15 protein-coding genes are annotated in these 20,533 nt (G+C 60.4%); 6 read left to right on the top strand and 9 right to left on the bottom strand.

The annotated features are described in order from the left end of the window. Window positions 1-2: 2 nt before the first annotated feature. From AC1V0D_RS11910 to AC1V0D_RS11890, 5 genes are all read right to left on the bottom strand, one after another. The gene (locus tag AC1V0D_RS11910; protein ID WP_482907457.1) at window positions 3-3,104 is read right to left on the bottom strand and encodes an efflux RND transporter permease subunit; all 3,102 of its coding nucleotides are present in this window, start codon (window positions 3,102-3,104) and stop codon (window positions 3-5) included. Beyond that, complete coding sequence (locus AC1V0D_RS11905) at window positions 3,101-6,295, bottom strand: efflux RND transporter permease subunit (protein ID WP_482907456.1); 3,195 nt, start codon at window positions 6,293-6,295, stop codon at window positions 3,101-3,103. Before AC1V0D_RS11905 ends, AC1V0D_RS11910 begins: the two co-directional genes overlap by 4 nt. After that, entirely contained in the window at window positions 6,292-7,479 is a 1,188-nt protein-coding gene (locus AC1V0D_RS11900; protein ID WP_336793824.1) for an efflux RND transporter periplasmic adaptor subunit, read from the bottom strand. The genes AC1V0D_RS11905 and AC1V0D_RS11900 overlap by 4 nt, the downstream gene beginning before the upstream one ends. Window positions 7,480-7,893: 414 nt before the next feature. After that, window positions 7,894-9,633: a penicillin-binding transpeptidase domain-containing protein gene (locus AC1V0D_RS11895; protein WP_009092384.1), complete on the bottom strand. Its 1,740-nt coding sequence runs from the start codon at window positions 9,631-9,633 to the stop codon at window positions 7,894-7,896. 295 nt (window positions 9,634-9,928) lie between these two features. Then, entirely contained in the window at window positions 9,929-12,184 is a 2,256-nt protein-coding gene (locus tag AC1V0D_RS11890) for a molybdopterin guanine dinucleotide-containing S/N-oxide reductase (protein WP_482907455.1), read from the bottom strand. 190 nt (window positions 12,185-12,374) lie between these two features. On the opposite strand from AC1V0D_RS11890, the gene galR reads away from it, so the two are divergent. The 3 genes from galR to nrdG all read left to right on the top strand — a co-directional run bounded on the left by galR (window position 12,375) and on the right by nrdG (window position 16,190). Beyond that, entirely contained in the window at window positions 12,375-13,376 is a 1,002-nt protein-coding gene (galR, locus tag AC1V0D_RS11885) for an HTH-type transcriptional regulator GalR (protein ID WP_009092386.1), read from the top strand. A 211-nt stretch (window positions 13,377-13,587) separates the two neighbouring features. Continuing rightward, window positions 13,588-15,726: an anaerobic ribonucleoside-triphosphate reductase gene (gene nrdD / locus AC1V0D_RS11880; RefSeq protein ID WP_150028710.1), complete on the top strand. Its 2,139-nt coding sequence runs from the start codon at window positions 13,588-13,590 to the stop codon at window positions 15,724-15,726. Then, window positions 15,723-16,190: an anaerobic ribonucleoside-triphosphate reductase-activating protein gene (gene nrdG, locus AC1V0D_RS11875; RefSeq protein ID WP_046101097.1), complete on the top strand. Its 468-nt coding sequence runs from the start codon at window positions 15,723-15,725 to the stop codon at window positions 16,188-16,190. Before nrdD ends, nrdG begins: the two co-directional genes overlap by 4 nt. Here the strand turns inward: nrdG and AC1V0D_RS11870 are convergent. After that, window positions 16,182-16,817, bottom strand: a complete 636-nt coding sequence (locus AC1V0D_RS11870) for an NAD-dependent epimerase/dehydratase family protein (protein WP_482907454.1) — start codon at window positions 16,815-16,817, stop codon at window positions 16,182-16,184. The genes nrdG and AC1V0D_RS11870 overlap by 9 nt on opposite strands. A gap of 146 nt (window positions 16,818-16,963) precedes the next feature. On the opposite strand from AC1V0D_RS11870, the gene AC1V0D_RS11865 reads away from it, so the two are divergent. Further along, window positions 16,964-17,485 carry a type 1 glutamine amidotransferase domain-containing protein gene (locus AC1V0D_RS11865; protein WP_009092391.1) on the top strand — a complete coding sequence of 174 codons (522 nt, stop codon included), beginning with the start codon at window positions 16,964-16,966 and terminating at the stop codon, window positions 17,483-17,485. Between the two features lie 33 nt (window positions 17,486-17,518). On the opposite strand, the gene AC1V0D_RS11860 is transcribed toward AC1V0D_RS11865, so the two are convergent. Further along, window positions 17,519-17,947, bottom strand: a complete 429-nt coding sequence (locus tag AC1V0D_RS11860; protein WP_046101095.1) for a YhbP family protein — start codon at window positions 17,945-17,947, stop codon at window positions 17,519-17,521. A gap of 76 nt (window positions 17,948-18,023) precedes the next feature. On the opposite strand from AC1V0D_RS11860, the gene AC1V0D_RS11855 reads away from it, so the two are divergent. Next, the gene (locus tag AC1V0D_RS11855; protein ID WP_009092393.1) at window positions 18,024-18,317 is read left to right on the top strand and encodes a GIY-YIG nuclease family protein; all 294 of its coding nucleotides are present in this window, start codon (window positions 18,024-18,026) and stop codon (window positions 18,315-18,317) included. On the opposite strand, the gene AC1V0D_RS11850 is transcribed toward AC1V0D_RS11855, so the two are convergent. Beyond that, window positions 18,301-18,807 (bottom strand): GNAT family N-acetyltransferase, encoded by a 507-nt coding sequence (locus tag AC1V0D_RS11850; protein ID WP_009092394.1) that lies wholly within the window; start codon window positions 18,805-18,807, stop codon window positions 18,301-18,303. The genes AC1V0D_RS11855 and AC1V0D_RS11850 overlap by 17 nt on opposite strands. After that, a complete protein-coding gene (ubiT, locus tag AC1V0D_RS11845) occupies window positions 18,801-19,325 on the bottom strand; it encodes a ubiquinone anaerobic biosynthesis accessory factor UbiT (RefSeq protein ID WP_009092395.1) in 525 nt (174 codons plus the stop codon). The genes AC1V0D_RS11850 and ubiT overlap by 7 nt, the downstream gene beginning before the upstream one ends. 206 nt (window positions 19,326-19,531) lie before the next feature. Here ubiT and ubiU point away from each other — a divergent pair, with 206 nt between their 5' ends. Then, window positions 19,532-20,527, top strand: a complete 996-nt coding sequence (gene ubiU, locus AC1V0D_RS11840; RefSeq protein WP_046101094.1) for a ubiquinone anaerobic biosynthesis protein UbiU — start codon at window positions 19,532-19,534, stop codon at window positions 20,525-20,527. Window positions 20,528-20,533 lie beyond the last annotated feature (6 nt).

The following is a 20,533-nucleotide window of genomic DNA, read 5'->3' as shown; positions in this document are numbered from 1 at the left end:
GGTCAGGTTTCCGCATGGCGCAGACGACGCCATTGACGTTGAGTGGCACGACCCAGACGATCGAGCCACAGATAAACCACCGGGGTAGTAAACAGCGTCAGCAGCTGGCTGAGCGCCAGTCCGCCCGCGATGGCGATCCCCAGTGGACTGCGCAGATCGGCATCACCGCCGCTGCCCAGCGCCAGCGGCAACGCGCCGAAGAAGGCGGCCAGCGTCGTCATCATGATCGGACGGAAGCGCATCAGACACGCCTGGGTGATCGCCTGCTGCGGCGACATACCCTGCTGCCGTTCCGCGTCGATAGCAAAATCGATCATCATGATGGCGTTCTTTTTCACAATGCCGATTAGCAGGATGATGCCAATCAGCGCGATCACCGTGAGCTGCGTGTTGGTCAGCAGCAGCAGTAACAGCGCGCCGACGCCCGCGGACGGCAGGGTTGAAAGAATGGTCAGCGGATGGATGTAGCTCTCGTAGAGCACGCCGAGCACGATATAGACCGCCGCCAGCGCTGCCAGAATCAGCCACGGCATGGTGGCGGTCAGCTGGGAAAAGGCAGCGGCGGTACCGGCAAAACCGGCGTGAATGGTTGACGGCAGGCCCAGCTTCGCCATCGCCTGTTTAATGAGTAACTGCGCCTGCTCCAGCGAGACGCCCTCATTGAGGTTGAATGCTACGGTACTGGTGGCGGACTGGCCCTGATGCGCCACCGACAGCGGCGCATTGCCGCCGCTGAAGCGGGCAAAGGCGGAGAGCGGCACGCGGTCACCGCTGTCGTTAATCACATAGAGTTGCTGCAGCGTCTCCGGATTGGCGGTGTCGCTATCCTGCTGCGACATCACCACGTGATACTGATTCAGGGTGTGGTAGAGCGTGGCAATCTGTCGCTGACTGAACGCATTGTTCAGCAGCGTATCGAGCATTTTCACATTGACACCCAGCCGTGTGGCGCGGTCACGATCAATGGTCAGCTCCACCTCCTGACCGCCAGTCTGCGAGTCCGAGTCCACACTGTTGAGCTGGGGGATTGCCGCCAGCGCCGCCTGTACTTTCGGCGTCCAGACCCGCAGCAGATCAAGATCGTCCGCCTGCAGGCTGTACTGATAAGTCGCGTTAGCACTGCGTCCGCCAATGTGCAGATCCTGCGCCGCCATCAGGAACATCTGTGCCCCGGCGATGTGGCTGGTTTTGCGCGTCAGCCGGTTGGCCACTTCGCTGGCCGTGGCATCACGCTGGTCAAAGTCCTTCAGCCGCACAAAGAAGTTGGCGCTGTTACGGGAGCCAAACATCCCGCTGCCCATCGACGACATTACGCTCTCAACCGCCGGATCTTCCTGAATGATTTTGGTGAACATCAGCATTTTTGGCTTCATCGCCTGAAACGAAATGTTCTGATCGGCACGCAGCGCGCCCATCAGCAGCCCGGTGTCCTGATTCGGGAAAAAGCCCTTCTGCACTACGGTGAACAGGAAAACATTGAGCAGCACGGTCAGCAGCAGGCTGAGCAGCGTCAGTTTCTGATGGCGCATCACCCAGGCCAGCCCGCGTCCGTAGGCGGCCAGCAGGCGGTTCAGCTGGTTTTCAATAAACTGATAAAGCGGATGCGGCCGCTGGCTGACGGGCGGCTTCGGTTTCAGCAGGCGCGCGCAGAGCATCGGCGTCAGGCTGAGCGAGACAAACAGCGAGATCAGCAGCGACACCGTGAGTGTGACAGCAAATTCGCGGAACAGCCGCCCGACAATGCTGCCCATCAGCAGAATCGGGATAAACACCGCGATCAGCGATACGGTCATCGACAGCACGGTAAAACTCACCTCCTGCGCCCCGCGCAGCGCCGCCCGCAGCGGACTCAGCCCGCGCTCAATGTGACGGGTGATGTTCTCCAGCACCACAATCGCATCATCCACCACGAAGCCGGTGGCGATAATCAGCGCCATCAGCGACAGGTTATCCAGGCTGTATCCCAGCAGGTACATCACCGCACAGGTGCCGATCAGCGACACTGGCAGCGCCAGTGCCGGAATGATCACCGCCTGCAGATTGCGCAGGAAAATAAACACCACCGCGATGACCAGCAATACCGCGATCAGCAGCGTCTCTTCGGTGTCATACAGCGAGGCGCGCACGCCCGGTGAGCGGTCAACGACCACCTTCAGCTGGCTGTCAGCGGGCAGGCTCTTTTCCAGCAGCGGCAGCTGCGCTTTTATTGCGTCGATGGTTTCGAGCATGTTGGCGCCCGCCTGACGTTTAATGCCGATCATCACCGCAGGCGTGGCATTAAGGAATCCCGCCTGATAGCGATCTTCCACCGAGTCATAGACCGTGGCGACGTCACGCAGCCGCACCGCTTTGCCCTGCTGCCAGGTGATGATCAGATCGCGGTAGCTGGCGGCCTTCTCCAGCTGGCCGTTGCTGTCCACCAGCCACGACTGGTCACTGCCCTGTAAGATCCCTTTGGGCAGATTGGTGGTGCTGTCGGCGACGGCGGCACGCACCGTCTCCAGCGAGATGCCGTAGTGGGTCAGCTTCAGCGGCTGCAGATCAATCCGCACCGCGGGTAAGGCGCTGCCCATCAGCGACACTTCGCCGACGCCCTGTACCTGCCCCATCGCCTGTTCGATTTTGCTCTCCGCCAGATCGTAAAGCTCGCCGGGCGTGCGGGTCGCAGAGGTCAGCGCCAGCATCACAATCGGCGCGTCTGAGGGGTTAGCTTTGCGATAAGTCGGCAGCGAGGCCATGGCGCTCGGCAGCAGGCTGCGCGCCGCGTTGATCGCCGCCTGCACGTCGCGCGCCGCGCCATTGATATCGCGGTCCAGCTCAAACTGCAGGATGATGCTGCTGGAGCCCTGCGAGCTGCTGGAGGTCATCTCGCTGATACCGGCAATCTGCCCGAGTGAACGCTCCAGCGGGGTCGCGACGGTGGCCGCCATGGTCTCCGGGCTGGCCCCCGCCAGGCTGGCGCTGACCATGATAGTCGGGAAATCGACCTGCGGCAGCGGTGCCACCGGCAGCAGCCGGTAACCCAGCGCACCGAGCAGCAGGATCGCCAGCGTCAGCAGCAGCGTCGCCACGGGACGAAAGATAAATAGCCGTGTCAGGTTCATTGCCCGCTCCGCGCCTGCTGCTGACGGCGTTTCACCCAGGCGTTGCCGCGCTGCGCCAGCCCGTCAAACCAGAGGTAGATGACCGGCGTAGAGAAAAGCGTCAGCACCTGACTGACAATCAGCCCGCCGACAATCACCAGCCCCAGCGGCTGTCGCAGCTCGGCACCCGAGCCGGAGGCGAGCATCAGCGGCAGCGCGCCGAGCAGCGCCGCCATCGTCGTCATCAGAATCGGGCGGAAGCGCAGCAGGCAGGCCTGATGAATCGCCTCACGCGCGCTGAGGTGCTGCTGATGTTCCGCCTCCAGCGCGAAATCGATCATCATAATGGCGTTCTTTTTCACGATGCCGATCAGCAGGATGACGCCAATCAGCGCAATCAGGCTGAACTCCGTGCCCGCCAGCAACAGTGTCAGCAGCGCGCCCACCGCCGCCGACGGCAGCGTAGAGAGAATCGTGACCGGATGGATAAAGCTTTCGTAGAGGATGCCGAGCACCACATACATGGTGATCAGCGCCGCCAGAATCAGCCACAGCGTGTTGCCGGTGGCGCTCTGGAATGCCGACGTTTCGCCCTGGTAACGCAGCGTGGTGCTCTCCGGCAGCTGCAGCTGCTGCCGCACGTCGGCGATTGCCCGCTGGCCATCCTCCAGCGAGTAGCCTGGATTCAGGTTGAAGGAGATCATCACCGCCGGGAACTGATTCAGCCGCATGTGCATCAGTGATCCGGTACGCTGATGAATTGTGGCGATAGCGGTGAGTTTTACCATGCCGCTGCCGGACGTGGTGCTCTCCGTGGCTGAGGATGAGGATGTGGTGATTGATGACGTCGTGCTGCTGGATGACGACGTGGAACTGCTGCTGGTGGACGGCTGCAGATAAACATCATCAAACGACGCCGGCCCTTGCTGGAAGGCCGGCGCCACTTCCAGCACTACCCGATACTGATTCGACTGGGTAAAAATGGTCGAAACCAGACGCTGACCAAAGGCGTTATAGAGCGCCGTGTCCACGTCCGATGCGGTAATGCCGAAGCGCGCCGCTTTGTCCCGGTTCAGCTCCACGTAAGAGACGCGCCCCTGATCCTGCAGGTTACTTACCACGCCATTAAACTCGGGCCGCTGCTGCAATGCCGCCACCAGTTTCGGCGATGCGCTGACCAGATTTTCACTGTCAGCGTCGTCCAGGGTGAACTGATACTGACTCGGCGAGACCTGGTCGTTGACGGTGAGATCCTGCGCAGGCTGCAGATAGAGCCGGATACCCGGCACGCTGGCGGTCGCCTGGTTCAGCTGGCTGATCACCTCGCTGGCGCTGAAATCGCGGGAGCCAAATGGCTTAAGGTTAATCTGCAACCGGCCGCTGTTGAGGCTGGTGTTGGTACCGTCGATACCGATGGTCGATGAGACACTCTCTACCGCCGGATTTTTCAGGATCAGTGCTGAGAGCGCCTGCTGCCGCTCAGCCATCGCGTTAAATGAGACATCCTGTGAGGCGACGGTGACGCCCTGAATCAGCCCGGTATCCTGGGTCGGGAAGAAACCCTTCGGCACCATCAGATAGAGCAGCGCCGTCAGCCCGAAGGTCGCCAGCGCCACCAGCAGCGTCAGTTTCTGGTGATTGAGCACCACGATCAGCAGCCGGTCATAGCCGCGCACCAGCCGGTCGAACAGCGCGCCGCCCTTGCGGGCAAAGGTAGACTGCTGCTCTGGCGGAATGTGGCGCAGCAGATACGCGCACAGCATCGGGGTCAGCGTCAGCGACACCCCCATTGACGCCAGGATCGCCACCGCCAGCGTAATCGCAAACTCCCGGAACAGCCGCCCGACCACATCGCCCATAAACAGCAGCGGGATCAGCACCGCAATCAGTGAAAAGGTCAGCGAGATGATGGTGAAGCCAATCTGCTGTGAGCCTTTCAGCGCCGCCTCCATCGGCGACTCGCCCTGCTCCAGCCTGCGCGAAATGTTCTCCACCACCACGATGGCGTCATCAATGACAAAACCGGTAGCAATGGTCAGCGCCATCAGCGACAGATTATTCAGGCTGAAGCCCGCCAGATACATCACGCCAAAGGTGCCGACCAGCGACAGCGGCACCGCCACGCTGGGGATCAGCGTGGCGGCCACGTTGCGCAGGAACAGGAAGGTCACCATCACCACCAGCGCAATCGACAGCATCAGCTCAAACTGTACGTCGCTGATTGAGGCGCGAATGGTCTGGGTGCGGTCAGAGAGAATCGTCATCTTCACCCCGTCCGGCAGCGCGGCCTGCAGTGCGGGGAGCTGTGCCTTGATGTTGTCCACCACCTGAATCACGTTCGCACCCGGCTGGCGCTGCACGCTGATGACAATCGCAGGCTGGTTGTTAGCCCATGCAGACTGGAAGCTGTTCTCTGGCCCCTGTTCGATATGGGCGATATCTTTCAGGCGCAGCGCCGCACCGTTCTCATAAGTGAGGATCAGGTTGCCGTACTCTTCGGCGGTACGCAGCTGATCGTTAGCGTCGATGGTGACCGAATGATATTTGCCATCAAAGCCGCCTTTAGAGCCATTGACGTTGCTATTGCCGATCAGCGTATTCACCGCCTCCAGTGTCAGATGATGCGCCGCCAGCGCCTGCGGATTCATCTGCACCCGAATGGCGGGCTGATGACCGCCCGCCAGCGTCACCATTCCGACGCCGGAAATCTGCGACAGTTTCAGCGCCACCCGGGTATTCACCAGGTCCTGCACCTCGGTCAGCGGCAGCGTGCCGGAGCTGGCTGCCAGCGTCACCACCGCGCTATCCGCCGGATTAACCTTTTTGTAGGTCGGCGGATTGGGCAGATCGTCGGGCAGCAGGTTATTTGCCGCGTTGATGGCCGCCTGTACCTCCTGCTCGGCGACATCCAGCGACAGATCGAGGCTGAACTTCAGGGTAATGATCGACGAGCCGCTGGCGCTGGTGGAACTCATCTGGCTCAGACCCGCCATCTGCCCTAACTGGCGCTCCAGCGGTGAGGTGACCGATGACGCCATCACATCCGGGCTGGCACCCGGATAGAGCGTAGTGACCTGAATAGTCGGATAGTCGACCTGCGGCAGCGCCGAGGTCGACAGGAATTTATAGGCAAAGATGCCCGCAATCAGCACGCCGACCATCAGCAGAATGGTGGCGACCGGACGCAGAATAAACAGGCGAGACGGGTTCATTTTGACACAGCACCGGTAGCAGGCGTCTCATCGGCCAGCGTGACCTGACTGCCGCTGGTCAGACGATCGATCCCTTCAGTCACCAGCCGATCCCCCGGCGAGACGCCGCTGAGGATCGCCTGCTGGTCGTCGCCGAACGCGGGGCCGGTGGTGACCGCTTTGCGCGTGACGGTGTGATCCTGATTGATCACAAAGACAAAGCTGCCGTCGCTGCTCAACTGCAGCGCCTGCGCCGGGATCACCGTTGCGCCTTTGAGCATCCGGGTCTGCAGCCTGATATTCACAAACTGGTTAGCAAACAGCGCTTCATCCTGGTTGGCAAACACCGCTTTCAGCGCCACGGTGCCGGTAGCCGTGTCGATCTGGTTGCTGATGAACTTTACTTCGCCGCTGGCGAGCTGGTGCTGGTTGTCCTGATCGAACAGCGTGGCGGGCAGGCTCTGCCCCTGATGCAGCACGCTGACCAGCGCCGGGAGGTTGCTTTGTGGCACGCTGAAGGTGACGGCGGCGGGCTGCATCTGAGTGATGGTCACCAGACCGGTGCTGCTGGAGCTCTGCACCATGTTGCCGGGATCGACCTGACGCAGACCGACGCGCCCGCTAATCGGGGCGGTAATCCGGGCATATTCAATGCTCAGCCTGGCACTGGCGATCTGTGCCTGATCGGCGGCGACCGCGCCGCGATACTGTCCGACGGTGGCGATCTGACTGTCGAGATCCTGGCGCGCCAGCGCATCCTGTGCCGCCAGTTTGCGGTAGCGCGCGAGCGTCAGCTCGGCGCTTTTCAGCAGCGCCTGGTTTTCGCTGAGTTCACCCTGATACTGGTTAAGCGTTGCCTCAAAGCTGCGCGGGTCGATCTGGGCCAGCAGCTGTCCGGCGCTGACCTTCTGCCCTTCGGTAAAAAAAATCTGCTCAAGCTGGCCATCAACGCGGCTGGTGACCGTCACGCTGGCGCTGGGGATCACCGTGCCCAGCGCATCCAGCCACACGGGCACATCGGCCGTACTGGCAACCCCGCTGTGGACCAGGGTTGCACCTCCCCCCATCGTGCCGTGCGCACCCGGTTTATTCCCGGAACCCGATAAGAGCAGACGCCAGAGAATGCCAGCCACTATCGTGGCCACCAGCAACAAAAGCAGCCACTTAAGCCCAGAAGTACGCGCCGGGCGAGAAAAGTGAGTCATCGTTAAACTCTTCAGCTAAGCAAAAAAGAAATCCCGGAATGTGCGGAATGCGGCATGGAGAAACGGCAGTGAAGCGTGAACTGCCCGATTTCAGGGGAGCTATTATCCGTGAAAGGTGACGCGCCTTTCCATTGGCAAACTGTCAGGGTTTCGTTAAGAACGATGAGGATTAGCAGGCGTTTTTACGCTCTCCCTGGCCGCATGCAGGCAAAAAAAACCCACGCTTCTGCGTGGGTTGGTGTAATAACAGGGTCTCACCGCCGAAGCGGTGTTGTTTTCACACCCATCAATACCTCTGGGATCGCTATCGTCGCACTGAATTGCCCTGCGGTGACAGCGTGAAAACGCAACCGAATTCGGGGAAGTGCAACGAGGTGTGAAAATTAGCCACCCCGCGCTTACACTCTGATTTGTCTAGGATTTATCTGAAGCGCCGGTGACCGGCTTGCTGTAGATTGCGTCCGGCGCGATGTTCATGTGCTTCAGCACCGGCCCCATAATGTTGCCGAACACCGGTGCGGCCACCGAGCCACCGAAGTGATCGCCCGCCGTCGGATGGTTAATCATCACCACCAGCGCCACTTCAGGATGACTGGCGGGCGCGAGACCGGCGGTGTAGTTGACGTAGCCGCCATCATATTTGCCGCTGGTGCCCATCTTTTCCGCCGTACCGGTTTTGGTTGCCAGCCGGTAGCCCGGCACCGCCGCCTTCACCCCGGTGCCGCCCGGCAGCACGTCGCTCTCCAGCATATGCACCACCTCTTTGACCGTTTCCGGATTCGCGACCTGTTTGCCCAGAACCGGCGGCGTCACGCGGGTGATCGACAGCGGACGGTAGACACCATAGGAGCCGAGCGTGGCATATTCACGGGCAATCTGCAGCGGCGTGACGCGCAGACCATACCCGAACGAGAAGGTGGCGCGTTCGATATCGGCCCAGCGGGCGCGATGCAGCGGGAAGTAGCCCACACTTTCGCCGGTCAGGCCTAAGCCGGTTGGTTTACCCAGTCCGAACGCATGGTAGGTGTTGACCAGCGCTTCGGCGGGCATCGCCAGCGCCATATGCGAGACGCCGATGTCACTCGACTTCTGCAGGATGCCGGTCATGGTCAGGCGTGGCCAGTGGCCGACGTCGCGGATCAGGTGCCCGTTAACCCGATAAGGCGTGGTGTCGATCACCGAGTCGGGCCGCACCAGATGGCGCTCAAGCGCCTCCATGACCACTAACGGCTTGACGGTCGACCCCGGTTCGTAGCTGTCGTTAATGGCCGAGTTACGCATCTGCGCCGGCGTGGCCCCTTCATAGTTGTTGGGGTTGAACGACGGATAGGAGGCCATCGCCAGAATCTCGCCGGTGTCGATCTTCACCAGCACGGCGGCGCCGGAATCCGCTTTGTTGAGCAGTACGCCGTCGCGCAGTTTGCTGTAGAGGGTGTACTGATCGTATTTGTCGATGCTGAGCTGCACCGTTGGCGGCTGCGTTGGCGGCTGATAGTTAATCATCGAGATAATGTTGCCCGCCGCATCCTGACGATAGACCTCTTTGCCCGGCTCGCCCTGCAGCACCTTATCAAAGCCTTTTTCCAGCCCGTTCAGACCGACGTTATCGGCCCCGACGATGCCGATCAGCGGCGCAGAGGCTTCGCTCATCGGATAGAAGCGGCTGTCATCATAGACTTCGCTGATCCCCTTCAGCTTCAGCTCTTTAATATCTTTGGCGATCCCCAGTTCGATTTTGCGCCCCAGGTAGAGAAAGCGGCGTTTCGGGTTGGCGGTGATCTGCGCGGCCAGCACTTCGGGACGGGTGTTGAGCGCCGCGGCAAGATAGGCCCATTTGGCACTGGTAAAATCGGGGTTGCTCTCCAGCACGCGCTGCGGATCGGCGATCACATCGCGCGACGGCACGCTGAGCGCCAGGGCTTCGCCGTTACGATCCAGCAGGGTGCCGCGACTGGTAGGCAGCGTGACGGTTCGCAGCGATCGCTGATCCGCTTCGTGTTCCAGCATCGGCTGATTCAGGAACTGCAGGTCCGCGACGCGCGCCAGCAGCACCACCAGACAGGTCATCACACCCAGGCAGATCAGCCGGAATCGGAAAGGGTTAAAGGGGGCTTTTATCTGGTCTTTTCCCAGTAGTTTTTTAATCCGGGGCATGGCGTTCCGCTGCGCAAAATAAAGAAAAGGGGCTAAGCCAGCAGTTATAAAGAAAGCGCGGTCCGGATAACAGGAAAACTGTGTATCAGTTCGTTATCGGACACCGGTTGGCGGCAAAAAAAAACCTGCGCATCTGCGCAGGTTGGTGTAATCAAGAAAATCTATTGATGTTCACCCATCAATACCTCTGGGACCCTGACTGTAGCAAGGGCGATTGATCGGCTGCCATCACTCAAACGCAACAGTTACCGGCAAAATGTAACCAGCCATGAGATCTTTACGCTATTCTGCAATCCTAATGTTTTTTGATTTCCACCAGGCAACTCATGGCGTTTGGCCCCTGGGTCAGCGACGAGGTACCGATGTCGAGCGTAAGGACGTTAGGGTTCCCTGCGCGATCGTAAGGTTGCCACGCCTGGCCAAAGCCAGGATCAAACCAGGCGCCGGTGGCGATGATCACCACGCCCGGCGTGACCCCGTCGGTGATCCGCACACCCGCCAGCATCACCCCGCGAGCGTTGCTCACCTCGATCTCATCGCCCTCTGCCAGCCCGCGTGCCGCCGCATCCTGCGGATGCATGTAAAGCGTTTCGTGGCCGGCGGTTTTATTCCCCTGCACCGTATCGGTGGCATCCAGCTGACTGTGCAGCCGGTCGGCAGGCTGAATGGAGATCATGTGCAGCGGATAGTCGCGGCTGACCGGCGATCCCAGCCACTCCTGCGGCTCACGCCACTCCGGATGCCCGGCGAAATCGTCCAGCTCATAATCCGCAATGGTCTGGCTGAACAGCTCAATTTTGCCGCTGGCCGTTTTAATCGGATTCGCCTGCGGATCGGCCCGGAAATCCTCCATAAACTGATAAGGCTTGCCGCCTTCGGGAATTTCCACAAATCCGCGCTGCCAGAACTCATCAAATTCCGGAAAATCGATCCCTTTACGCTGATGTGCCGTGGCGCACTGCTGATAGAGATGCGCAATCCACTGCATCTCGTTGCGCCCTTCGGTGAAGGTGTCGCGGTAGCCCAGGCGCTCCGCCAGGTCAGCAAAGATATCGAAGTCGTTGCGCGCCTGATGCTGCGGTTTAATCGCCTGATGCATTGCCAGCACAAAGCGGTCGCGTGACGAGCCGCCGATGTCGTTGCGCTCCAGCGTGGTGGTCGCGGGCAGGACGATGTCCGCCATCCGGGCGGCAGGTGTCCAGACGATATCCTGCACCACCACCGTATCGGGTCGCTGCCAGCCCGCCACCAGCCGGTTCAGCTGCTGATGATGATGGAAAGGATTGCCGCCCGCCCAGTGCACCATGTGAATGTCGGGATAGTGCAGCGTCTCGCCCTGAAAACGGTAAGGCTGACCGGGATTGAGCAGCATATCGCTGATCCGGGCCACCGGAATCGACAGCCCGGCGGGGTTAGGACCGGTGCTCATCATCGGGGCAGGCCCCTCCTGACGCGGGTTACCGACGCTGTTCATCGAGCCGTGACCAAATGAGAAACCGGCCCCCGGCAGACCCGGCTGACCGAGCATCGACGACAGCGCAATCATCATCCAGTAAGGCTGCTCGCCGCGATGGGCGCGCTGAACCGAATAGGAGCAGGTCATAAAGCTGCGCTTGCCGATCAGCTGCTGCGCCAGCTGCACAATACGATCGGCCGGAATGCCGGTAATGCGGCTGGCCCAGCCGGCGGTTTTCGCCACGCCATCCGTCTCGCCCAGCAGATAGGCACGCAGCTGCGGCCAGCCGGTGCAGTGACTGGCGAGAAACGCCTCATCCACTGCGCCACGCTGGTTGATCTCATACCCCAGCGCCAGCATCAGTGCCACGTCGGTATTAGGGCGAATCGGAATCCACTCGGCGTTTACAAATTCCGGGCAGTCATCGCGCATCGGACTGATGTTAATCACCGGCGTGCCTCTGGCCGCCAGCTGCTGCAGCGCCGGTTTCAGGCTGTGCTGCCCCGCTCCGCCGGAGGCGACCTGAGCGTTTTTCAGCGCCAGTCCCCCGAACGCGACAAAAATCTCAGCATGTTCGACCACCTGCGGCCATTCGGTCACGCGGCCGGTCAGTGGCATGTAGGTGCCAATCACATAGGGCAGGAAGAACTGCGCGGCTCCCCAGCTGTAGTTGCCCTGCTGATCGACGCCGCCGCCGCCCTGAAAATAGAAGCGGCGCACCAGGGTGCGGGCGTGGTTAACGCGACCGGCCGATGACCAGCCGTAGGAACCGTTGAAAATGCCTGAGGCTCCGTAGCGCTCACGGACGCGGCGATTCTCTTCCGCCACCAGGTCCAGCGCGGTCTCCCAGTCAACGGCAACAAAGTCTTCGCGGCCACGCAGCGTGCGGTCGCTGTTTTCGCGTGACTTCAGCCACGAGCGCCGCACCATCGGCTGACGGATGCGTTTGTCGGAATAGACCAGTTCTGGAATGGTGTGGATCATCGGTGACGGATCGGCATCGGCGAAGAAAGGTTCGCAGCCCGTCAGGCGATCGTTTTCAGTGACGGCGGTAAAGGCGCCCCAGTGCGCCAGGTGTGGCACTTTGGTTTTCATCGTTGTTTTTCACGGTAGCCAGGGGGGACAGGGAGCATAACATGGGGCGGCCTCTCAGCAGAAGATGTGCCTGCGGGTCCGATTTTGCCCCTTTTTGCGACGACGCTGGCATTCTGTCGGGTTGATGTGTCTGCCCTTTTCCGTAACACTGATGCGATGTGTAAACGTTTTCCCCCGGACAGGTCAACGCATGGCTACCATAAAGGATGTTGCGCGACTGGCTGGCGTTTCTGTCGCCACAGTCTCCCGTGTAATCAATAATTCTCCCAAAGCCAGCGACAGCTCCCGACAGGCCGTAGGCCAGGCGATGGAGCAGCTTCAGTATCACCCGAATGCCAACGCACGCGCGCTGGCGCAGCAATCGACCGAAACGCTGGGTCTGATTGTGGGCGACGTCTCCGACCCCTTTTTTGGCGCCATGGTGAAAGCCGTGGATGAGGTCGCAGGCGACACCGGTAACTTTCTGCTGATTGGTAACGGTTACCATAATGAGCAAAAAGAGCGGCAGGCAATTGAACAGCTGATGCGCCACCGCTGTGCGGCGCTGGTGGTTCACGCCAAGAAAATTCCCGATGCGGAGCTGGAAGTGCTGATGAAGCAGGTGCCCGGTATGGTGCTGCTGAACCGGCTGATAAAAGGCTTTGAAAAGCGCTGTATTGCGCTCGACGACCGCTACGGCGCCTGGCTGGCGACCCGTCATCTCATCCAGCTTGGCCACCAGAATATCGCTTTTATCTGTTCGACCCACACCATCTCTGATGCCGAAGATCGCCTGCAGGGCTACTACGATGCGCTGAAGGAGCATGGCCTGCCCTGCAGCGATCGGCTGGTCACCTGGGGCGAACCGGATGAGGTGGGCGGTGAGCAGGCGATGACAGAACTGTTAGGGCGCGGCAGGAACTTTACCGCCGTCGCCTGCTACAACGACTCCATGGCGGCAGGCGCGCTGGCGGTGCTGAGCGACAACGGCGTGCGCGTGCCGGAAGAGATGTCGCTGATTGGCTTCGATGATGTGCTGGTGTCGCGCTATGTGCGTCCGCGCCTCACTACCGTGCGCTATCCGATTGTCACCATGGCGCAGCAGGCGGCTCAGCTGGCGCTGGCGCTGGCCAACGACCAGCCGCTGCCGGAAGTCACCCATATGTTCAGCCCGACGCTGGTGCGCCGCCATTCGGTAAGCGGCCCGGCCTGACGTCACGGCGGCGGGTCCGGCGCATCCGCGCTCCCCGCCGCTCCCCCGCACCAGACGGTAACCTGCCCTCTCTTTTTATACCCGCCAGCACGATCCACTATGTAGAGCCTTCTTTGTTTCAGGTCAAAACCGTGCGCATTAATTTCCGGAAATCACTACATGTAGGGAATAGAATTCACGGAACCCCAATATGTGGTTCATGGAGAGAAAAATGGCGACGGTGGTAATCAAACGTGATGGGTGCCGGACAGGCTTCGATGCGCAGCGTATTGAGCATGCGGTGTTGGCGGCGGCACGGGCCGTAAAGGTCGATGACAGCGCCTGGTGCGCGCAGGTCGCTGAGCGCGTCGCGGCGCAGCTGGCCAATCGTCCGGAAGTGGAGATCGGTGAGATTCAGTGCGCAGTCGAAGAGACGCTGATGGCAGGCCCCTGGCCGCAACTGGCTCGCGCCTATATTGAATACCGTCACGATCGCGATGTGGCCCGCGATCGGCAGAGCCAGTTGCATCACGCCATTCGCGGGCTGGTCGATCAGACCAACGCCGCGCTGCTGAATGAGAATGCCAACAAAGATAGCAAAGTGATCCCGACGCAGCGCGACCTGCTGGCCGGGATCGTGGCGAAGCACTATGCGCAGCAGCAGATCCTGCCGCGCGATGTGGTGCTGGCGCACGAGCGCGGCGAGATCCATTACCACGATCTCGACTACTCCCCCTTCTTCCCGATGTTCAACTGCATGCTGATCGATCTCAAAGGCATGCTGACCAACGGTTTCAAAATGGGCAATGCCGAGATCGAGCCGCCCAAATCGATCGCCACCGCCACCGCCGTGACGGCCCAGATCATCGCGCAGGTCGCCAGCCACATTTACGGCGGCACCACCATCAATCGCATCGATGAGGTGCTGGCGCCGTTTGTTAAGCAGAGCTATGCCAGGCATCTGGCGATCGCGGAACAGTGGCAGATCCCGCAGGCAGAAGCGTATGCGCGCCAGCGCACCGACAAAGAGTGCTATGACGCCTTTCAGTCGCTGGAGTATGAGGTGAATACCCTGCACACCGCCAACGGACAGACTCCGTTTGTCACCTTTGGTTTTGGTCTGGGAACGGACTGGGCAGCCCGCCTGATCCAGCAGTCGATTCTGCGCAACCGCCTGGCCGGACTCGGTAAAAACCGTAAAACCGCCGTCTTTCCCAAACTGGTGTTCACCATTCGCGAAGGCGTTAACCGGCGTGCAGGCGACGTTAACTATGACATCAAACAGCTGGCGCTGGAGTGTGCCAGCAAGCGGATGTATCCCGACATCCTCAACTACGATCAGGTGGTGAAAGTCACCGGCTCGTTTAAAACCCCGATGGGCTGCCGCAGTTTTCTTGGCGTCTACGAAGAGAACGGCGAACAGATCCATGAGGGCCGCAACAATATCGGGGTGATCAGCCTCAATCTGCCGCGCATCGCGCTGGAAGCGGGCGGCGATGAAGCGCGCTTCTGGCAACTGCTGGATGCGCGTCTGCTGCTGGCGAAGCGGGCGCTGATGACGCGGGTGGCGCGGCTGGAGAAAACCAAAGCGCGCGTGGCCCCCATCCTCTACATGGAAGGGGCCTGCGGTGTCCGGCTCAACGCCGATGATGAGGTGGGGCCGATTTTCCGCAATGGCCGCGCCTCCCTGTCGCTGGGCTATATCGGCCTGCATGAAACCCTGAATGCCCTCAGCGGCGGCCAGAAGCACCCCTATGATGACGCGGCGCTGCGCGCGAAAGGGGTGGAGATCATCGCCTATCTGCGCGCTGCCACCGATCGCTGGAAAGCCGAAACCCATTACGGCTTCAGCCTCTACAGCACGCCGAGTGAGAATCTCTGTGACCGCTTCTGCCGTCTGGACGCGGCGCAGTTTGGTCTGGTGGCGGGCGTGACGGACAAGGGCTACTACACCAACAGCTTCCATCTCGACGTTGAGAAGAAGGTGAATCCCTACGATAAAATCGACTTTGAAGCGCCCTATCCACCGCTGGCGAATGGCGGATTCATCTGTTACGGCGAATACCCGAACGTGCAGCACAACCTCAGGGCGCTGGAGGATGTCTGGGACTACAGCTACGACCGCGTGCCCTACTACGGCACCAACACCCCGATTGATGAGTGCTACGACTGCGGCTTCAACGGTGAGTTTACCTGTACCAGCCGCGGCTTTACCTGTCCGCAGTGCGGCAACCACGATCCGGCGCGCGTCTCCGTCACCCGGCGGGTCTGCGGCTATCTCGGCAGCCCGGATGCGCGGCCCTTTAACGCCGGAAAACAGCAGGAAGTGCAGCGCCGGGTGAAACATCTGGCAGAAGGACCGCTGGGATGATGCATATCCATCGCTACTACGATGTGGATATCGTGAATGGCCCCGGCACACGCTGCACGCTGTTTGTCGCCGGTTGTGAACATCAGTGTCGTGGCTGCTACAACCAGAGTACCTGGCGAACCGACTCCGGCGTGCCTTTCACGCTGGCGATGGAGGAGCAGCTGCTGGCGGATTTGCAGGACACGCGCATTCCGCGTCAGGGATTGTCGCTGAGCGGCGGCGATCCGCTGCATCCGCACAACGTGCCGCACATTCGCCGTCTGGTGAAGCGGGTGCGCCAGAGCTGTCCCGGTAAAGATATCTGGCTCTGGACCGGTTACCGGATGCAGGAGCTGAATGCCGCGCAGCGCGCCGTGCTGATCTATCTCGACGTGCTGATTGATGGCCGTTTTGTCGAAGAGGAGAAGGATGCCTCGCTGCCCTGGCGCGGCAGCCGCAATCAGATCCTCTGGCAGTTACGCTGAGTGACGCGGGATGTCGCCCGACTCAATGATAGTGACGCTTTCGCCCGCCGGGGTGAACGCCTGCTGATGCAGACAGCGGGCCACGTCACGTGCGCTCACCGCCCGCCAGTGACCCGGCAGCAGAGAAAAGAGCGGGGCCATCAGGCGTTCCCCCGGACGCGTCTGCGCCCGCTCGCCCAGCAGTAACGAAGGCCGTACCAGCGTCAGGTGCGGCCAGCCCTGATGGCGCAATGCGTTTTCCATTTCGCCTTTCACGCGACTGTACAGGAAAGGTGAGTGACGGCTGGCACCGTGGGCGCTCACCACCAGCATCTGTTTTGCCCCCAGCCGCAGTCCGCTCAATCCGCTGTCCACCACCAGGGTGTAATCGACGTGAATAAACGCCGCTTTGCTGCCCGCCTGCCGGCGCGTGGTGCCCAGACAGCAGAACACCGTATCCAGCGAAGAGTGCAACGGCCCGAGTACATCGGTCAGATCGTCCTCCACCGGGTTGACGACCTTACGCATGGCAGGCAGCGGACGACGGGTTGGCGCGATGATCTCATCGACGCGCGGATCCTCAATCAGTAAGCGCAGCAGATGCGACCCGACTAAGCCGGTGGCTCCGGTCAGTAATACGCGATTCATCTCAGATTCATCCTTATTTCACTGCTGACAGCTTAAAAGATAGCTGATCTTAACGGTCTGGCTTGCGTTCTCGCCCATAGCGGCCAGGCTTAAATCCTGATCCGGAAAGCGCGCCTCGCGCTCCACTGCTTTAAGGAGGAAACAAAATGAGCAAGAAAGTTGCGGTTTTGATTACCGATGAATTTGAAGACTCAGAATTTACGTCACCTGCTGAGGTCTACAAACGCGCCGGGTTTGAGGTAGTGACCATTGAGAACCAGGCCGGAAATGTCGTAAAAGGCAAAAAAGGCGAAGCCGAAGTGACCATCGATCGCAGCATTGACGACGTCAGCCCGGCTGAGTTTGATGCGCTGCTGCTGCCAGGCGGTCACTCGCCGGATTCGCTGCGTGGCGATGACCGCTTTGTCGCCTTCACCAAAGAGTTTGTTGCCAGCGGCAAGCCTATCTTTGCTATCTGTCACGGACCCCAGCTGCTGATCAGCGCCAACGGCGTGCGTGGTCGCAAGATGACCACCGTAAAAGCCGTTGCCATCGACCTGATCAACGCCGGTGCCGACTTCCATGATAAGGAAGTAGTGGTTGACGGCGATAAGCTGGTGACCAGCCGCACCCCGGCCGATTTACCTGCCTTCAATCGCGAATCTCTGCGTATCCTCGAAGCGCTGTAAATCCGTTGCGCCCTTTTCGCTGAAAAGGGCGTTTCAGCTTTCCCGCAGCCAGCTGATCTTCTTACCAAATCCCAGCGCATTGTCGGTCATCTTCACCTCATCAAGCTGAATCTCCCACAGCGGTGCTGAGACTTTGCGCGACACCGGAAACCGTTTCTGATAGGCGGCTCTGGCGACCTTCTCCGTTTCCTCCTCCAGCCGCACAATCCGGCCACGATACTGCACCCCTTTTATCAGCAACACGCTTCTGGGCTGGCCATTGACGGTGCCCGCGACCTGCGGATTCTTCAGCATCAACGCCCCGTGACGGGTGTCGGGCTCGGTCATAATCCAGAACACCATGCGCGCTTCATCGAAGACGTAGTAGCAGTTAGCGCACCAGAGTTGATCGTCGGCGGCAGAGCAGAGAGAAAGCACATGTTGCTTTCGGAGATAGCGAACCAGATGGGCGTGATCGGACAAGGTAAACTCCTGGCGATGCACCGGAGCGTGAAGCGCGCTACACTGCCCGGCACCTTTTTTTGGGAAATGATTGCGAATGAGTCAGCAGTGGCAACTCTACATCGTCCGTACGGCGAAAGGGAGCCTGTACACCGGCATCACCACGGATGTGATGCGCCGGTTTGATCAGCACCAGACCGGACGCGGCGCCCGCGCGTTGCGCGGCAAAGGTCCACTGGCGCTGGTGTTTCACTGTGATGCAGGTGACCGTGCCAGCGCCTCCAGACTGGAGTATCAGGTCAAGCAGCTGACCCGTCAGCAGAAACTCCAGTTAGTGGCGGGTCAGCCGGTCAGCCTGGAGAGCTGGCTGGGTATTACAGCAGGCGATTAAAGGGCTCGGCGAAGTCGATCTCCCCGTCTGCGCCCTCAAACGCCGTCTCTGCCAGGCGATAGACCTGGAACGTCGCCTCGCTGTCCGGCCAGCGGCTGTGCAGGCCGACGCGGGCCGCCGGTTCAAAGCCAAAGCGGCTGAAGAATGCCGGATCGCCCAGCACGACCACCGCGCTGTAACCGAACTCGTTGAGGGTATCCAGTCCTTCATAAATCAGTTTGCTGGCAATGCCCTGCCCGCGCAGCGTCTCATCCACCGCCAGCGGTGCCAGCGCCACCCAGCCACGATCTTCACCTTTAACGCTGACCGGACTGAATGCAGCATAACCCAGCACCTGTCCCTCATCATCAGTGGCGACCACGCCTAAGGTTAACAGGCCATCTTCGCGCAGCGACTGCGTCAGTTCCGCCTCGGCGGGCGACGTGAAACAGCGTCTGAGCAGCGTGTCGATGCCTGCGGCATCCACGCCAATTTCGCTACGGATCAACATAGGGCACCTGCGCGTGCCTGTCCGGCCTTCGCGTCCTGTTTCATCCCGGCGTCGACAAAGGCCGCCATCTGCTGAATTGCCGTGCGTAACGCGGTGGGCATAGCCTCGGGTTCAATAGCATCCATTACGTTCTTCACCTCAAGTCCCAGTTCAGTGTCCCCTTCAATCACCAGACGGCGTTGAAAGAAGAGCATGTCGGGATCTGCTTTACGTGCTGCCACCAGCAACAAATCATTGGCATTGCCCCGAAACCAGACATCCGCTTCGGACTGTTGCAATACCACCAGCCGGCCGTCCTGCAGCGTGGTAATCCATTGCAGATTGAGATCGGCAATCCCGATACCCAGCAGGCGACCTTCCAGAAAGTCTAACTCACCTTCAGCTAAAGCATGACGAAATTGCCAGTTTAAGAGTTGTTGCAGAAGCCGCTTCTTGACCGGGAATGGGGTAAGCGCTGCGGGTAAGCCTAAGATTTCCGGAGCCTTTTTTACAAAATGGGCATGAATCCGCTTTAACACTTGTGTCCCTCCCTTCAGAAAATTTTACGTATATTGCCATATCCGTTTCGACACACCTCATCCGGGATCAATAAAAATCGCGCTCCTGGGAGGAAAAAAAAGCCGCACCGGTGGGGAGGAACGGAAAATTCACTGCCCCAAATCAATACGCCTCCCGGCGCAGATGCCTAGACTCGACGCCCATCTGCATGTTGAGAGGAACACCTATGGAACTGCTCTGCCCGGCAGGCAACCTGCCCGCAGTGCGCACCGCCGTCGAGAATGGCGCGGATGCGGTCTATGTGGGGCTGAAAGATGACACCAACGCCCGCCACTTCGCGGGCCTGAACTTCACCGACAAAAAGCTGGCCGAAGCGGCTCGCTATCTGCATCAGCATCGCCGCAAACTGCATGTGGCAATCAATACCTTCGCCCATCCGGACGGCATGGGACGCTGGCAGCGGGCCATTGATGTGGCGGCGCAGAACGGGGCCGACGCGCTGATCCTCGCCGATATCGCTACCCTGGAGTATGCGGCGACGCACTACCCCCAGGTGGAGCGCCATCTCTCCGTGCAGGCGTCAGCCACGAATCTGGAGGCGATTCGCTTTTATCATCGCCATTTTAACCTGCAGCGTGTGGTGCTGCCGCGGGTGCTCTCTCTGCATCAGGTAAAGCAGCTGGCGCGCAGCACGCCGGTGCCGCTGGAGGTGTTCGCGTTTGGCAGCCTGTGCATTATGGCGGAAGGCCGCTGCTACCTCTCCTCGTGGCTGACCGGTGAGTCGCCTAACAGCGCCGGTGCCTGTTCTCCGGCGAAATTTGTGCGCTGGCAGCAGACGCCGCAGGGTATGGAATCCCGCCTGAACGAAGTGCTGATCGATCGCTACGCGGCGGATGAAAGCGCGGGTTACCCGACCCTGTGCAAAGGACGGTATGAGGTCAGCGGCCAGCGTTATCACGTGCTGGAAGAGCCCACCAGCCTGAACACGCTGGAGCTGCTGCCGGAGCTGCTGCGGGCCGGGGTCGCCTCGGTCAAGATCGAGGGTCGCCAGCGCAGTCCCGCCTATGTTGCTGACGTCGCGCGCGTCTGGCGTCAGGCGATCGACCGCTGTCAGGCCCGGCCGGAACAGTTTGAGGTGGCGCCCCGGTGGATGCAGACGCTGGGCGATCTCTCTGAAGGCACGCAAACCACGCTGGGTGCTTATCACCGTGAATGGCAATAAGGAGTC

This window comes from Pantoea sp. PA1, from assembly GCF_056856975.1.
The sequence above is the reverse complement of the archived record's forward strand: the minus strand, read 5'-3'. Positions and strand labels throughout refer to the sequence as shown.

What these genes read in the sequence shown, in the direction of transcription:
- AC1V0D_RS11910 (WP_482907457.1), bottom strand. Translation starts at nt 3,104, where the DNA reads ATGAACCTGACACGGCTATTTATCTTTCGTCCCGTGGCGACGCTGCTG.
- AC1V0D_RS11850 (WP_009092394.1), bottom strand. Translation starts at nt 18,807, where the DNA reads ATGTTGATCCGTAGCGAAATTGGCGTGGATGCCGCAGGCATCGACACG.
- AC1V0D_RS11870 (WP_482907454.1), bottom strand. Translation starts at nt 16,817, where the DNA reads ATGAATCGCGTATTACTGACCGGAGCCACCGGCTTAGTCGGGTCGCAT.
- AC1V0D_RS11865 (WP_009092391.1), top strand. Translation starts at nt 16,964, where the DNA reads ATGAGCAAGAAAGTTGCGGTTTTGATTACCGATGAATTTGAAGACTCA.
- AC1V0D_RS11905 (WP_482907456.1), bottom strand. Translation starts at nt 6,295, where the DNA reads ATGAACCCGTCTCGCCTGTTTATTCTGCGTCCGGTCGCCACCATTCTG.
- ubiU (WP_046101094.1), top strand. Translation starts at nt 19,532, where the DNA reads ATGGAACTGCTCTGCCCGGCAGGCAACCTGCCCGCAGTGCGCACCGCC.
- AC1V0D_RS11895 (WP_009092384.1), bottom strand. Translation starts at nt 9,633, where the DNA reads ATGCCCCGGATTAAAAAACTACTGGGAAAAGACCAGATAAAAGCCCCC.
- nrdD (WP_150028710.1), top strand. Translation starts at nt 13,588, where the DNA reads ATGGCGACGGTGGTAATCAAACGTGATGGGTGCCGGACAGGCTTCGAT.
- AC1V0D_RS11900 (WP_336793824.1), bottom strand. Translation starts at nt 7,479, where the DNA reads ATGACTCACTTTTCTCGCCCGGCGCGTACTTCTGGGCTTAAGTGGCTG.
- AC1V0D_RS11890 (WP_482907455.1), bottom strand. Translation starts at nt 12,184, where the DNA reads ATGAAAACCAAAGTGCCACACCTGGCGCACTGGGGCGCCTTTACCGCC.
- galR (WP_009092386.1), top strand. Translation starts at nt 12,375, where the DNA reads ATGGCTACCATAAAGGATGTTGCGCGACTGGCTGGCGTTTCTGTCGCC.
- AC1V0D_RS11855 (WP_009092393.1), top strand. Translation starts at nt 18,024, where the DNA reads ATGAGTCAGCAGTGGCAACTCTACATCGTCCGTACGGCGAAAGGGAGC.
- nrdG (WP_046101097.1), top strand. Translation starts at nt 15,723, where the DNA reads ATGATGCATATCCATCGCTACTACGATGTGGATATCGTGAATGGCCCC.